The sequence below is a fragment of the Aeromonas sp. 604176 genome (assembly GCF_049170755.1).
Taxonomy (GTDB): Bacteria; Pseudomonadota; Gammaproteobacteria; order Enterobacterales; family Aeromonadaceae; genus Aeromonas; species Aeromonas veronii_A.
In genome coordinates, this window is record NZ_JAAKNE010000105.1 from 1 (window position 1) to 15,401 (window position 15,401).

Genomic DNA, 15,401 nt, shown 5'->3' on the forward strand with positions numbered 1-15,401 from the left:
GAGTGTCTATCGATGGATATCGGTCACCGTCTCAAGGCGGTTCGCACCAAGGCGGCCCTCTCCCAGCGCGAGCTGGCCAAACGCTCGGGCGTGACCAACGGATTCATCTCCCAGATCGAAAAGAATCAGGTGAGCCCGTCAGTTGCCTCCCTGCGCAAGGTGCTGGAAGGGATCCCCATGTCACTGGCCAGCTTCTTTACTGACGAGACCGAAATGGACTCCGAAGTGATCTTTCGCGCCGCCGATATGCCGGATCTCGGCACTCACCCCATTAGCTACCGGCTGGTGGGCCACAGCCGTGCCAACCGTGCCATCGGCATGTTGCAGGAGGTGCTGCCACCGGGCGCCGACACTGGCGACGACATGCTGAGCCACGAGGGTGAAGAGTGCGGCATCGTCATCAAGGGCGAGGTTGAAGTGACCGTGGGTGAGCAGATCTACCTGCTGACACCGGGGGACGGCTACTACTTCGACAGCCGCACTCCTCACCGTTTTCGCAATGTGGGCGAGCAGGAGTGCGTATTGATTTCGGCCAATACCCCCGCCAGTTTCTAACAGGGTGATAAGGGGCCAGCCAGCCGCCAATGTTTAATGAATTGTTACAAAATGGATTTACAAGTGGCAGGATGTTTAGCATATTGATACGCGGACAATGACTTTTGCCGGTTCAAGGAGTGAACATGAGTGACCTGACCCTGGCCCAGTGGCAACACAAGGCCGCCCATCTGACCCTGCCCTCACAAGCCTTTATCAACGGTAGCTATCGGGATGCCGTCAATGGTGCCACCTTCGACTGTATCAACCCGGCCAACGGCAAGCTGCTGACCAAGGTAGCAGCCTGCGATGCCGCCGATGCCGAGCTGGCGGTACAGGCCGCGCGTGATGCCTTCAACGACAAGCGCTGGAGCGGCCTGCCGCCGAAACAGCGCAAGCTGATCATGCAGCGCTTCGCCGAACTGATGCGTCTCAACAAGGTGGAGCTGGCACTGCTGGAGTCGCTGGACATGGGCAAACCCATCGGCGATGCCATGGGCTACGATGCCCCTGCCGCCGCCAACTGCATCGCCTGGAACGCCGAAGCGATCGACAAGATCTACGATCAAGTCGCGCCGGTAGAGGAATCCGCCCTGGCGCTGGTGACCCGGGAACCGCTCGGGGTCGTTGCCGCCATCGTGCCGTGGAACTTCCCGCTGGTGATGGCCTGCTGGAAGCTGGGGCCGGCGCTCGCTACCGGCAACTCGGTCATTCTCAAACCTTCCGAAAAGTCCCCCCTGACCGCCTTGCGTATCGCAGGTCTGGCCAAGGAGGCAGGCATTCCTGACGGCGTGTTCAACGTACTCCCGGGCTTTGGCCATACCGTGGGCGAGGCGCTGGCCATGCACATGGATGTGGATTGCATCACCTTCACCGGATCCACCAAAATCGGCAAGCACCTGGTGGAGTGTTCCGGCAAGTCCAACCTCAAGCGCGCCTTTATGGAGTGCGGCGGCAAGAGCCCCAACATCATACTGGCGGATGCGCCGGACCTGGATGCCGCGGCCAAGAGCGCCGCTGGCGCCATCTTCTACAACCAGGGCGAGGTGTGTACCGCCGCCTCTCGCCTGCTGGTGCAAAACAGCATCAAGCCGCAATTTATGGAGCGACTGCTGGCCCATGCCCGCGAGTGGATCTCAGCCAACCCGCTCGACCCTGCGACCCGCATCGGCGCCATGGTGGATCACATCCAGATGGAGCAGGTGCTGCGCTATGTCGAGATTGGCAAGCAGGAGGGAGCCAAGCTACTGCTGGGAGGCAAACGCACCAATCTTGAGAGCGGCGGCTTCTATATCGAGCCCACCATCTTCGACGAGGTGACACCCGAGATGCGGATCTTCCGCGAGGAGATTTTCGGCCCTGTGCTGGCAGTGACCGGTTTCGACACGCTCGAAGAGGCCATTGCTCTGGGCAACGACACCGACTACGGGCTGGCGGCGGCGATCTGGACCGCGGATCTCAACAAGGCGGTGAAGGGTTCCCGCGCCCTGCGTGCTGGCACCGTATTCGTCAACAACTGGGATGGCGGCGACATGACCATGCCGTTTGGTGGCTTCAAGCAGTCTGGTAACGGTCGTGACAAGTCGCTGCACGCGCTGGAGAAGTACACCGAGCTGAAAAGTACCTGGATCCAGCTCGAATAAAGGTATATATAGCCATCATCATCAGCAATGGGGGAGAAATCCCCCCTTTTGCATTTTGGTCTTCCATCAGGCGGCACAATCGATATAATCATCAAATAAGCAAACCATTAAATATAAAGACAAAAATGCTATTTTTTCTGGGAAGCGTACTTTTTCTGGTGATCGGGTTGCCCCTGCTGTTTTTCGTGCTGGGGCACGGCGAGGCCTACGTGACCTGGGGCCCCTGGATCTCCGCCATCGCCCTGATGTTGTGGCTGTTGATGGACGTCGACAAGATCCGTCGCGGTAAAGGCTGACCTGCCAGCCACACTCCTCCTATCCCTCAAACTTCGTTTATTCGCTTCTTTCCCCGCAAAAGGATCGCTACACTGATTTTTTGCGATGTTTTCCCGCATCCAACGCTTCAGTAAAGGTCATCCGCATGCCGCAACAGATCCAGCGTCAGGGCGTCATCTACGCCCTGTGCGCCTATACCCTTTGGGGCATAGCCCCCATCTATTTCAAGACCATCTCTGCCGTCCCGGCCGCCGAGATCCTGACCCACCGGATGATCTGGTCCTGCGTACTGCTGATGGTACTCACCCTGGCAGGGCGCCAGTGGCACAAGGTGCAGGCGGTACTGCGCCAGCCAAAAGTGCTGCTCACCCTAGCGTTTACCTCGGTCACCGTCGGCGGCAACTGGTTGCTGTTCATCTGGGCCATCAACAACGGCCATATGCTGGATGCCAGCCTCGGCTACTACATCAACCCGCTGTTCAACGTGCTGCTGGGAATGGTGTTTCTGAGCGAGAAGCTGCGCCGCCTGCAGTGGTGGGCAGTGGCGCTGGCCTTTGCCGGGGTGGCGATCCAGCTTATCGCCTTTGGTTCCTTGCCCTGGATTGCGCTGGTGCTGGCGTCGAGCTTTGCCATCTATGGGCTGGTGCGCAAAAAACTGGCCCTCGATGCACTTACCGGCCTGCTGATCGAAACCATGATCATGCTGCCACCGGCAGCAATCTATCTGTGGGGCATTGCCGACAGCCCCACCAGCCATCTCACCCAGAACGACTGGCACCTCAACCTGCTGCTGATCGCTGCTGGCGCCGTCACCACAGCCCCTCTGCTCTGCTTCACCGCCGCTGCGACACGGCTCAAGCTCTCCACCCTGGGCTTCTTCCAGTACATAGGCCCCAGCCTGATGTTCATCCTCGCTGTCACTCTCTACGGCGAGGAGCTGGCAATGGACAAGGCTCTTACTTTCGCCTGTATCTGGAGCGCGCTGCTGATCTTCACGCTGGATGGGCTGCGCAACGGCAAGCGTCCTGCTGCAACGAGCAATATAAAGCCTTCAAAATCAAATCAGTAGCTAACAAAGTCATCAGAAGCGATATGCCATTTTCTCGCTCCCTGACCTGTTAAACCGGTAGCCTTGGACTCAATGTGGGAATAGGATCCGCACTCCCTATTCTCCATCCAGCTATAAGGAATTACAGCTATGACTCGAAAATGGTCGCTCCCCATCGTGGCAATCGCGGGGGGAGCGTTACTCTGGCTTGGCAACACCTTTGGTATGAAATGGGCTCTGATGGCCCTGATCGGATTCGGCTTCGGCTTCACCCTCTCCTTCAGCCGCTTCGGCATCGTCTTCGGTTGGCGCGAGATGCTGACCAAGCGCAACAGTTACTATGTGCGGGTTCACCTGCTCACCATCGCCATCGAAATTCTGCTGTTCACCACCTTCCTCTCCTTTAGCCACGCCCTGTTTGGCGATGCCATGGTGGGTAACGTGATGGCTATCGGCATTCCCTTCATCGTCGGTGCCTTCCTGTTCGGCATCGGCATGCAGCTGGCAGGCGTCTGTGCAACCGGCACTCTTTATTGCTGCGGCGAGGGACAACCCCGCTTCTGGCTGGTGCTGATCTGCTACGGCATCGGCACCCTTATCAGCAACCAGTTCCGCCCCGAACTGGAGGCCACCTTCTCCAGCCATGTGGTGCTGGCCAAGGATTTGACCGGCAATATCTGGAGCGGCATGCTGCTCAACCTGGCGCTGGTCGCCGTGCTGTTCCTGCTGTTTCGCAAGAGCGAACTCAAGCGTACCGGCGAACTCAAGCCCCTCTTCAGCGGCGGCAATCTGTTCTGGCGCGATGGCCGCTTCACCGTGCTGACCGGCGGCATCATCATCGCCATACTCAACTCTATTGTCGTCGCCCTGCACGGCTCGGCCTGGACCATCACCGGCGCCGTCTATGACATGGCGCTGCGCGGCGCCTCTCTGTTCGGCCTGTTCGAGGGCAACCCCAAGCTGGCCCAGCCGCTCTTCATCAACCCCATGGTCGGCATGTTCTGGCTCGGCATTCTGGGGGCCATGCTGGCGCGCTGCATCAGCGGTGGTGGCAACTTCGCCCCGATGCGGATCGGCAACAGTCTGGCCTCCATCCTCGGCGGCCTGCTGATGGGGATGGGAGCCATGTACAGCGCCTGCAACCTCGGCGGCTTCTTCGACGGTACCGCCTCCGGCAGCCTGCACGGCTGGGTCTGGATGCTGATGGCCCTCGCCGGCAGCCTGATCGGCATCCGCCTGCGCCCGCTGTTCAAGCTCTGAGTCACAGACCGGTACTCGCCAACAAGGGAGTCGGGTCACACCAAATAAAGAGAGCCAGTCCGCTTGCGCGGACTGGCTCTCTTTTTCCGTCGCGCCGGGATCACCCCGGCCTTTTTGCTAACTCTTCATCAGAACCACTGGCCGTGGCGCTTGATGTAGATGGTCTTGACGGTCTGGGTCAGCCCCATGTAGGCCAGCATGGTAATCACCAACCACATGAAGTACTTGGGCCCATCCAGAGTGATGAAACCGAAGTGCTCAGCCACAGGCGAGAAGGGCAGGTAGCAACCGATGGCAATGGCGATCGAGGTGGAGAGCAGCACCGGCAGGGTAGCGGTACTCTGCAGGAACGGGATCTTGCGGGTACGCAGCATATGTACCACCAGCGTTTGCGACACCAACCCCTCGATGAACCAGCCGGAGTTCATGATGGCCTGACCGTTGACCAGCGGATCCATACTGCCGTTGGCGGTGGCATAGAGGGCGCCAGCACCGAACACGAACCACATCAGGCAATAGGTACTGATATCGAACACCGACGAGGTCGGGCCAAGCCAGAGCATGAAGCGCTTGATGTTGCTCGCCTCCCACTTGCGCGGTCGCTTGAGGAACTCGGGATCCATCTTGTCCCACGGCAGCAGCATCTGGGAGACGTCATACACCAGATTCTGGATCAGCATCTGCATCGCCAGCATGGGTGCCCATGGCAGCCAGGCGGAAGCCACCAGCACCGAGAAGACGTTGCCGAAGTTGGAACTGGCGGTCATGTTGAGGTACTTGAGGATGTTGCCAAAGGTCTCGCGCCCCTTGATCACCCCCTCCTCCAGCACCATCAGACTCTTCTCCAGCAGGATGATGTCGGCGGTCTCCTTGGCGATGTCGGCACCGCTGTCCACCGAGATCCCTACGTCCGCATCCCGCAGCGCCGGCGCATCGTTGATGCCGTCACCGAGGAAACCGACGGTGTTGCCGTTGGCCTGCAGCGCCTTCACCACCCGCGACTTCTGCAGCGGGGTGAGCTTGGCGAAGATGGTGGTCTGCTTGACCACCTCGCACAACGCCACGTCATCCATTCCTTCGATATCCTTGCCGAGCAGCGGTAAGCCGGGCTCCAGCCCTACGTCACGACACACCTTGCTGGTGATGATGGGATTGTCACCGGTCAGCACCTTGACCGCCACACCATAGTCGTTCAACGCACGGATGGCCGGTGCGGCCGAATCCTTGGGCGGATCGAAGAAGGTGAGGAAGCCGCGCACCACCAGATTGACCTCATCACTGGTACGATAGCTCTGCTTGCACTCGCCTGCCGAGATCTCGCGGGTCGCCACGATCAATACCCGATAGCCCTCGGCATTGAACTCCTCGCTCTGGCGCAGCAGGGCAAGGCGATCGGCGTCGGTCAGATCCCGCACCTCCTGGCCATCGGCGATCTGGCTGGAGACGGCCAGCATCTCTTCCACCGCCCCCTTGGAGACCATCAGCTGCTGGCCACGCTCATCCTGTACGATCACCGATAGCCGGCGGCGCACGAAGTCGAATGGCAACTCATCCACCTTGCTGTAACCAGCCGGCTTGCAGCCAGCTCCCAGCACATCGGCATGCTCGATCACCGCGATGTCCATCAGGTTCTTCATGCCGCTCTGATGATAACTGTTGAGCCAGGCCAGCTGCAGGATCCGGTCGTCCCGGTTGCCACGCACGTCGTAGTGGTGCTCGAGGATGATCTTGTCCTGGGTCAGGGTACCTGTCTTGTCGGTGCAGAGCACGTCCATGGCACCGAAGTTCTGCACCGAGTTGAGCCGTTTGACCACCACCTTGCGCTTGGCCATGGCCACCGCCCCTCGCGCCAGGTTGGCGGAGACGATCATCGGCAGCATCTCGGGGGTGAGCCCTACCGCCACCGCCAGCGCGAAGGTGAGCGCCGACATCCAGTCACCACTGCTGATGCCACTCAGCATAAAGACGATGGGCACCATCACCAGCATGAAGCGGATCAGCAGCCTGGTAACGCTATTGACGCCGCGATCGAAACTGGTCTCGATGCGCTTGTGGCTCACCACGTTGCGGGCCAGCGAACCGAAGTAGGTGTCGCTGCCGGTGGCCACCACCACAGCCTTGGCTGTACCGCTCACCACATTGGTGCCCATGAAGCAGATGTTGGGCTGGTCGAGCAACCCCACGTCCCCTGTGCTGTTGCCGTCTGCCGACTTCTCGGCCACTGCGCCCAGGGTGTCGTACTTCTCCACCGGCAACGCTTCACCGGTCAGCACCGCCTGGCTGATAAAGAGATCGCGGGATTCGATCAGCTTGATGTCAGCGGGGATCATGTCCCCCGCCTGCAAGTGCACTATGTCTCCGGCCACCAGCTCGGTCATTGCCACCTCCTTGCGCTGGGGGGTGGCGCCCGGCGAGGGACGACGCTGTACGGTGGCGGTATTGCGCACCAGCGACTTGAGCGCCTCGGCCGCCTTGGCGGAACGGTACTCCTGCCAGAAGCGCAGCAGACCGCTCAAGCCCACCATGACACCGAGGATGATCACCTTGACCCAGTCCTCGTCGCCGGGCTCAGCCATCAGTACGTCCATCACGTAACTGACCAGCCCGAGCACGATCAGCACCATCACGAAGGGGTTCTTGAACGCGTGCAGCAGCTGGATCAATGGATGAGGCGGTTTGTCGTGGGTCACCTCGTTGGGGCCAAACTGGACCAGACGATTGGCCGCCTCGGTCGCGGTCAGGCCGTCGATATTGCCGCGCACGGCAGTGAGGGTGTATTCGAGGGACTTGTCGGCCTCGTCGAGCACCCGGGAGGAGAGCTTCTCATTGGCACGGCCCGGGGCGACGAACCCCTGTTGCTTGTGCCGGCTGGCAGTATGTTGTTGCTTCATAACTTTAAATCCTGATTTTCGCTTGCAGAAGGGCCCTGTCGCGGGCCAGGCCAGGCGTCAGTACTGATATCGAAAGCTGTGAACCCGACTCGTTGCCGGCACGCTCAACTGGCGCGCACGGGGCGGCTCGTCAGACAAATGTCTGCCGTCGAGCTAACCTGCATGGTTGGGTCAGATCAGGGGTCAGAACACCGCATCCCGTCCCCGCAGGGGGGATCAGGAGTGGGGAGACGTGAACCCCGAGGGTCGAGGTTTGGGCTCTTCGGTCATACGATATCCTCCGAGTGGGGTGGAGAGAGGGCCGGACGAACCATGGACAGCGATACACACTGTCGTTGGCAAGCATGGCCGCGAGTCTGCATTATCAGCGAACCAATCCGGTGATCCCGCAACTAGAGCGGCATCACCCATAAAGAAAATCAGGATTACGACAGTTTGAAATAACTGGATGCGGGCAGGAAATAGTATCAGTGATATCTGGCGGGTAAGAACATCGGAGAAAACCACGCCTATAGAAATATTACAGCGCGACCCTTGCCACCGCCGAAATATATTAATCAATCACATCATTTATTTTAATGTGCAACCTGCCATATCGAAAACGAAATAGTTTTCAATATGAGATTATCCATCTTGTTATTTTACGCTTGATCCCTTCCCGACCACGGCACGGATGCATGGTTCCGACGCTGTGACGGCCCTGACGGGCAGTACCGGGATGCATGATGAAGCGTTCAATTGCAGGGGTCGCGAGGCGCGCATGGCTCGCAGATGAGCGGAACGATCCAGATTTACAACCGTAATCCCTGATGAAGGCGGGATAAAGAGGTTGTGAGAGTCGATGCTGACTCATATAGATGCTGCACTCTATGCTTGTGATTCGAGCAATCAGAGTGAGAGAGAAGATAAAATATTCGGCCTCAGCTCTGGTAAACCCGCATCGCGATTTGCAATCGGCTACAACTGTCGCAGTCCATAATATTTACCTGTCTATTGATAACACGCAGAGATTCTAACCAAAAGAATCTTCAGGCGCAAAGTTTAATTCTATTTTTTATCCTGTAATTTCCTGGAAATATAATAACTATTCCTATTAGGAAAAGATTCGATAACTCATGATGCTGGCAAATCAGGTCTGCACCACCATCCGATCACGCTGACCATAGAAAACGGGAGGCCTGGCCTCCCGTTCTTCTCGAATCCCATCTCTAGCCGCAGCATCACTGCGCCGGCTGGGAAACCCCTTCCAGATGGATTTCAACCCGACGATCCGGTGCCAGACAGGCAATCAGCTCCTGTTTGGAACGGCTGGCGCAGTTGTTGCCAGTAACCGGATTGGCCTTGCCACGCCCTTCGACCCGCACCTTGTCAGCATACAAGCCTTTGGCTACCAGATAGCTGGCCACGCTCTGGGCCCGCTTCTCGGAGAGGGCCAGGTTGTAGTTGTCGGAGCCGATGCGGTCGGTATAACCGACCACGGTCGCGACGCCATCCTTCGGATTGGCCGCCACAATCTGGCTGAACAGGGCATCGAGCGCCTGGCTGGCGGCAGGTTTCAGGGTCGCCTTGTTGAACTCGAACAGCACATCGGAACTAAGGCTGAAGGTCTTGGGCTCCACCACCACAGCCGGGGCAGGCTCGGCTGCCGGAGCTGGCGCCGGCACAGCAACCTCACCACCTTGCTGACCGAAACGATAGAGCATGCCGAACGAGATCAGGCCGTTATCCAGCTCGATGCCTGAGCGATCGAGAGAGGCATCTCCCAGCGGCGTAGTGTACTGGTACTCCAGACGGGCGGCCCAGTCACGATCGATGGCGTACTCGGCACCCAGCGCCCCGACAAATGCGGCGCCATGCTTTTTACCGGTCTCGCTGCTATTGGCGAAGCTGATCTCGCTATCCGTCCAGGCATAGGCACCGCCGAGCCGGCCATAAAGATCGAGCACATTCGTTGCCGGGAAGCTGATCTTCATGGTGGCCTGAATCATCTGGCTCTTGGCTTCGGTATTGAGGGTATTGGCGCCGGTGCCCGAGGTGGTGTCGTATTTGCCAAGCCAGTCATAACCCAGCTCGAACCCCAGGTTGGGGTTGAGCTGGTAACCGGCGAACAGACCCAGACCCAGATCATCCGTGTTCTCGCTGGTATTACCCAACGTCTGGGCAATCGACTCGGCATACTGGTTGTGGTCAACGCCATAGTAATTGGACCAACCGGCCTTGCCACCGACATACCAGGTATTGTCCTGAGCAGCGGCCTGCACGGCTCCGGCCGCCAGCAAACCACTGACCAATACGGCAAGCATGGATTTATTCATATTTTCGCCTCTGCAATAAGTCGTTATGGGCGCCTGAGTGCGCACTCTTCCCTGTGTGAAGCCGTCAGGCGGCCTCTCCGCTATTCAGGGTATCCCATCCGAACGCAGCCTCAAATGACCAGCATCTCAGGAGTGTGAAGCGGCCTGCATTATCGCGCCATCGTCGGCCAAAATGGTCTTTGCCAGCATTCTGGCCTGCTCCAACGCCAGTGGCTGCTGATAGCTGTGAGCCATCACGATCGCCCCCTCCAGCAACAGGCAAAGCTCGGTGGCCTGTGCCAGAGAACAGTTGAGCTGGTTTATCACCCAGCCCAATAACGCCTGCTTGTGGGCCATCACCAGCTTGCGCACCGGATGGCGTGGGTCGGCAAACTCGGCGCTGGCGTTGATAAAGTTGCAGCCATAGAAATCAGAGCGGCCAAACCACGCCGCGAAACCATCGAACAGCGCCTGGAGGCGAGCTTCACGTCCGCTCACACCGGCCAGCCGCTGGTCAAGCAAGGCGAAGAACTCCCGGTCACGAGCGAGCAGCACCTCCTCAATCAAGGCATCCTTGGTCGGGAAGTGGCGATAGAGGGTACGCTTGGTACTCCCCGCCTCGGCCCAGATGCGATCTATGCCGGTGGCATGAAAGCCATGACGGTTGAACAGACGGTAGGCCGTCGCCACCAGTTGTTGACGCTTCTCACTCATGATTTGCCTCTTGAAGTACACCGATCTGTCTACCTAATGTGCCTAATCAGTTCTGGCAAACCAAGAGGAAAGCATGATGACAAAATGGTATGGCCCGTTATGGGCAGGTGTGGGCGCCGCACTCACCATCGGAATATTGGGATGGCTCAATCTGAGCTGGCATGTCGCGCTAGTCATGGCACCTTTCGGGGCCAGCTGTGTGTTGTTGTTTTCCCTGCCAGATAGTCCGCTGGCGCGCCCCAAAAACGTGCTGGGTGGTCACCTGCTGACGGTCTGCGTCGGACTGGTCATCGGCCTGCTTCCCCTCCCTGCTGAAATGCAGATGGCTCTGGCAACCGGGCTGGCTATCGCACTGATGCAGGGACTGAATATTCTTCACCCTCCGGCAGGCGCCAATCCCTTGCTGATCCTGATGACAGGACAAGAGCCAGCCTTCCTGTGGCAAACGGTGCTGCCCGGCACCCTGCTACTGATGGCGCTGGCCCATGGATTTCAATGGCTCAGACAGAAGTTCCCAATTGCAGCCTAAAAACAGAGGGAGGCCAACGCCTCCCTCCTTCTTCATAGCGATCTCGCCATCAACTGGCCAGGAACAACCGGTAGGCGGGGTCGTCGCTCACCTCTTTCCAGCCGTAGCCAATCTCGCGCAGGTAGTCGTGGAAGGCGGCCACGTCCTCGTCCGGCAGCTCGAACGCACAGAGCACCCGGCCGTAGTCGGCGCCGTGGTTGCGGTAGTGGAACAGGCTGATGTTCCAGCGACAGCCGAGGGTCTCCAGAAAGCGCATCAGGGCGCCCGGCTGCTCCGGAAACTTGAAGCTGTAGAGCCGTTCACCGAGGGGCCGGGCCGGGCGGCCGCCAATCATATAGCGCACGTGGTTCTTGGCCAGCTCGCTCTCGGTCATGTTGACCACCGGATAGCCGTTGCCGCCGAGCTGATCGATGATCTGGCCCAGCTCCTCGTCACCGCCGGTGAGGCGTACCGAGACGAACAGCGACGCCTGCTCGGCATCGGCGTAGCGGTAGTTGAACTCGGTCACCATGCGCGGCCCGAGCTGACGGCAGAAGTCGAGGAAGGCCCCTTTGCGCTCGGGAATGGTCACCGCCAGCATGCCCTCGCGCTTCTCGCCGATCTCGCAACGCTCGGACACGTAGCGCAGGCTGTGGAAGTTGACGTTGGCGCCGGACAAAATGGCCGCCATCCGCCCGCCCTTCACCTGCTCCCGCTCGCTGTAGGCCTTGAGACCGGCCAGCGAGAGGGCCCCCGACGGCTCGGCGATGGCGCGGCAGTCGTCGAAGATGTCTTTGAGCGCGGCGCAGATCTGGTCGTTGGAGACGGTCACCACTTCGTCCAGATACTGGTTGCAGAGGCGAAAGGTCTCCTCACCGATGCGCTTGACCGCCACCCCGTCCGCAAACAGCGAGACCCGCTCCAGATTGACCGGCTCGCCGGCCGCCAGCGCGGCCTTGAGGCAGGCGGAGCCCTCCGCCTCCACCCCGATCACCTTCACATCCGGCAGCAGCTGTTTGATGTAGACCGCCACCCCGGCGGCCAGCCCGCCGCCACCCACCGGCACGAAGACGTGGGTGAGATGGGTATCCTGCTCCAGCAGCTCCTTGCCGATGGTGCCCTGTCCGGCGATCACCTCGACGTCGTCAAACGGCGGGATCAGGGTGTAGCCCTCCAGCTCGGCGAGGCGGCGGCTCTCGCCGTAAGCCTCGTCGAAGCTGTTGCCAAACAGCATGACGTTGCCGCCCTGCCGGCGCACTGCGTCGATCTTGATATCCGGCGTGGTCTTGGGCATCACGATGATCGCCTTGATGCCGAGCTTGGCCGCAGACAGGGCGACCCCTTGCGCGTGGTTGCCGGCGGAGGCGGCGATGACGCCGCGCTCCTTCTGCTCCTGGGTCAAGGTGGCGATCTTGTGATAGGCGCCGCGCAGCTTGAAGGAGTGGACCGGTTGCAGATCCTCCCGCTTCAGGCTGACATGGTTGCCGAGCCGCTCGGAAAGTTTCTTCAGGGTTTGCAAGGGGGTCACCCGCGCCGCCTCGTAGACAGGGGAGAGCAACACCTTGCGTAGATAATCCGCCGCAGAGACCATGATTTATTCCCCCAGCATCGAGCGATCGCGCACCGCGCCTTTATCGGCGCTGGTGGCGAACATGGAATAGGCGCGCAGGGCAAAGGAGACCTGACGCTGACGATCGAGCGGCTTCCAGCCACGGGCTTCCACGGCGACGCGGCGGGTAGCAAGCACGCTGTCGGCCACCTCCAGCACCATGCTGCGGGCCGGGATGTTGATGCTGATGATGTCGCCATCCTCCACCAGACCTATGGTGCCGCCGGAAGCGGCCTCCGGCGAGACGTGGCCGATGGAGAGACCCGAAGTACCGCCGGAGAAGCGGCCATCGGTGATCAGGGCGCACGCCTTGCCCAATCCCATGGATTTCAGATAGGTGGTGGGGTAGAGCATCTCCTGCATGCCCGGGCCCCCTTTCGGCCCTTCGTAGCGGATCACCACAACCTCGCCCGCTTTCACGGTGCCGTCGAGGATGCCGCTCACCGCGCTCTCCTGACTCTCGAACACCCGGGCCGGACCACGGAAGGTGAGGTTCTCCTCATCCACCCCGGCGGTCTTGACGATGGCGCCGTTGACCGCGAGGTTGCCGGAAAGCACGGCAAGGCCGCCCTCCTGGCTGTAGGCGTTATCCAGCGAGCGGATGCAGCCTTCGGCTCTGTCGAGATCCAGCTCTGGCCAGCGACAATCCTGACTGAACGCCTTGGTGGTGCGGATACCGGCAGGGCCGGCGCGGTAGAAGTCCACCACCTCCTGACTCGGCTGGCGGCTGACGTCATATTCATTGAGCTGTTCGACAAGAGAGCAACCCAGCACGGTGCGAGTATCCCCATGCACCAGACCCGCTTTTTCCAGCTGGCCCAGAATGGCGACCACGCCACCGGCGCGGTGCACATCTTCCATATGGTACTTCTGGGTGGAGGGCGCCACCTTGCAGAGCTGCGGCACCTTGCGGGACATGCGGTCGATGTCGGCCATGGTGAAGTCGACACCGGCCTCCTGCGCCGCCGCCAGCAGGTGCAGCACGGTATTGGTGGAGCCACCCATGGCGATGTCGAGCGCCATGGCGTTCTCGAACGCCGCCTTGGTGGCGATATTGCGCGGCAGTGCCGAGGCATCGTCCTGCTCATACCAGCGCTTGGCCAAAGTCACGATGCGCTGACCCGCCAGCTTGAACAGTTGCTCGCGGTCGCTGTGGGTCGCCAGCAGCGAGCCGTTGCCCGGCTGGGAGAGGCCAAGCGCCTCGGTCAGGCAGTTCATGGAGTTGGCGGTAAACATGCCGGAGCAGGAGCCGCAGGTGGGGCAGGCGCTGCGTTCCACCTGTTCGCTCTGGGCATCCGACACCTTGGGATCGGCGCCCTGGATCATGGCATCCACCAGATCCAGCTTGATGATCTGGTCGGAGAGCTTGGTCTTGCCCGCCTCCATCGGGCCGCCGGAGACGAAGATCACCGGAATGTTGATGCGCAGGGCCGCCATCAGCATCCCCGGGGTGATCTTGTCGCAGTTGGAAATACAGACCATAGCGTCGGCGCAGTGGGCGTTGACCATATACTCCACCGAATCGGCAATCAGCTCCCGCGATGGCAGGGAGTAGAGCATGCCACCGTGGCCCATGGCGATGCCGTCATCCACGGCGATGGTGTTGAACTCCTTGGCCACCCCGCCAGCGGCTTCAATCTCGCGCGCCACCAGTTGCCCCAAGTCCTTGAGATGCACGTGGCCCGGCACGAACTGGGTAAAGGAGTTGACCACGGCGATGATGGGCTTGCCGAAATCCTGATCGGTCATTCCGGTGGCACGCCACAGGGCGCGGGCCCCGGCCATGTTACGTCCGTGGGTGGTGGTGGCGGATCTCAACTTCGGCATGTCTCTACTCCCTGAATGCCCATATGGGCTCGATGCGTTATGCGGTGATGATACGAGTGGATCGGAATCGATCCTGGTGAAGACTCCTATGGGAAGCACTCACCGGAAGCGACTCGGGGAGGCTCCGCGCCTCCCCTCTCTCATCAGTCATTGACGGGCGTCAGCCAGCCCCACTTGTCCTCGGTCTTGCCATTGAAAAGGCCGAAGAAGGCGTTCTGCAGCAGCTCGGTCACCGGGCCACGGCTGCCAGCCCCTACCTTCATCCGATCGACGGAGCGCACCGGGGTCACTTCGGCGGCGGTGCCGGTCATAAAGATCTCGTCTGCAACGTACAGCGCCTCACGGGGCAACGCCTGCTCGCGCACCTCGTAACCCAAGTCACGCGCCAGCGTCATGATGGTGTCACGGGTGATGCCGGGCAGGATGGCGGCGGTAGCAGGTGGAGTGAAGAGTACGCCGTTCTTCACCAGGAACAGGTTCTCACCCGCCCCTTCGCTCAGGTAGCCATTCACGTCCAGCGCCAGCCCCTCGGCGAAGCCGTTGCGCTTGGCCTCGCGGCTGATCAGCTGGGATGACAAATAGTTGCCGCCCGCCTTGGCGCCGGTGGGAATGGTGTTGGGCGCGAGCCGGTTCCATGAGGTGACGCACACATCCACCCCGTTTTTCAGCCCCTCTTCCCCCAGATAGGCGCCCCAGGGCAGGGCAGCCACTATCAGATCAGCCTTGGCATCCAGCGGCGGATGCAGCCCCAGCCCCACGTTGCCGACAAAGGCCAGCGGGCGCAGGTAGCCGCTCTT

12 protein-coding genes are annotated in these 15,401 nt (G+C 60.3%); 6 read left to right on the plus strand and 6 right to left on the minus strand.

The genetic code is table 11. The annotated features are described in order from the left end of the window. The first annotated feature begins 12 nt into the window (after positions 1-12). The 5 genes from G5358_RS16470 to G5358_RS16490 all read left to right on the plus strand — a co-directional run bounded on the left by G5358_RS16470 (position 13) and on the right by G5358_RS16490 (position 4,761). Complete coding sequence (locus tag G5358_RS16470; RefSeq protein WP_042012327.1) at positions 13-555, plus strand: cupin domain-containing protein; 543 nt, start codon at positions 13-15, stop codon at positions 553-555. A 125-nt stretch (positions 556-680) separates the two neighbouring features. Then, a complete protein-coding gene (locus G5358_RS16475) occupies positions 681-2,177 on the plus strand; it encodes an aldehyde dehydrogenase (protein ID WP_421324498.1) in 1,497 nt (498 codons plus the stop codon). A gap of 167 nt (positions 2,178-2,344) precedes the next feature. Beyond that, on the plus strand, positions 2,345-2,473 hold the full coding sequence (locus G5358_RS16480) for a hypothetical protein (RefSeq protein WP_265324673.1): 129 nt from the start codon (positions 2,345-2,347) through the stop codon (positions 2,471-2,473). 125 nt (positions 2,474-2,598) lie between these two features. Further along, on the plus strand, positions 2,599-3,522 hold the full coding sequence (gene rarD, locus G5358_RS16485; RefSeq protein WP_421209102.1) for an EamA family transporter RarD: 924 nt from the start codon (positions 2,599-2,601) through the stop codon (positions 3,520-3,522). Between the two features lie 129 nt (positions 3,523-3,651). Then, positions 3,652-4,761, plus strand: coding sequence for a YeeE/YedE thiosulfate transporter family protein (locus G5358_RS16490; protein ID WP_421236319.1), 1,110 nt, complete (start codon positions 3,652-3,654; stop codon positions 4,759-4,761). Between the two features lie 128 nt (positions 4,762-4,889). On the opposite strand, the gene mgtA is transcribed toward G5358_RS16490, so the two are convergent. The 3 genes from mgtA to G5358_RS16505 all read right to left on the minus strand — a co-directional run bounded on the left by mgtA (position 4,890) and on the right by G5358_RS16505 (position 10,660). After that, positions 4,890-7,652 (minus strand): magnesium-translocating P-type ATPase, encoded by a 2,763-nt coding sequence (gene mgtA, locus G5358_RS16495; RefSeq protein WP_216952323.1) that lies wholly within the window; start codon positions 7,650-7,652, stop codon positions 4,890-4,892. A gap of 1,220 nt (positions 7,653-8,872) precedes the next feature. After that, positions 8,873-9,967, minus strand: coding sequence for a porin OmpA (ompA, locus tag G5358_RS16500; protein ID WP_216952325.1), 1,095 nt, complete (start codon positions 9,965-9,967; stop codon positions 8,873-8,875). Positions 9,968-10,093: 126 nt separating this feature from the next. Then, positions 10,094-10,660: a TetR/AcrR family transcriptional regulator gene (locus G5358_RS16505; protein ID WP_182963048.1), complete on the minus strand. Its 567-nt coding sequence runs from the start codon at positions 10,658-10,660 to the stop codon at positions 10,094-10,096. 76 nt (positions 10,661-10,736) lie between these two features. Between G5358_RS16505 and G5358_RS16510 the strand changes: the two genes are divergently transcribed. Continuing rightward, positions 10,737-11,189 (plus strand): HPP family protein, encoded by a 453-nt coding sequence (locus G5358_RS16510; RefSeq protein WP_421324506.1) that lies wholly within the window; start codon positions 10,737-10,739, stop codon positions 11,187-11,189. A 49-nt stretch (positions 11,190-11,238) separates the two neighbouring features. Here the strand turns inward: G5358_RS16510 and ilvA are convergent, their stop codons facing one another. The 3 genes from ilvA to G5358_RS16525 all read right to left on the minus strand — a co-directional run. After that, positions 11,239-12,759 (minus strand): threonine ammonia-lyase, biosynthetic, encoded by a 1,521-nt coding sequence (gene ilvA, locus G5358_RS16515; RefSeq protein WP_421324500.1) that lies wholly within the window; start codon positions 12,757-12,759, stop codon positions 11,239-11,241. A 3-nt stretch (positions 12,760-12,762) separates the two neighbouring features. Next, the gene (ilvD, locus tag G5358_RS16520) at positions 12,763-14,604 is read right to left on the minus strand and encodes a dihydroxy-acid dehydratase (protein WP_421324502.1); all 1,842 of its coding nucleotides are present in this window, start codon (positions 14,602-14,604) and stop codon (positions 12,763-12,765) included. 143 nt (positions 14,605-14,747) lie between these two features. Then, the coding region (locus tag G5358_RS16525; protein WP_421324504.1) for a branched-chain amino acid transaminase at positions 14,748-15,401 on the minus strand (654 nt) is incomplete at its 5' end.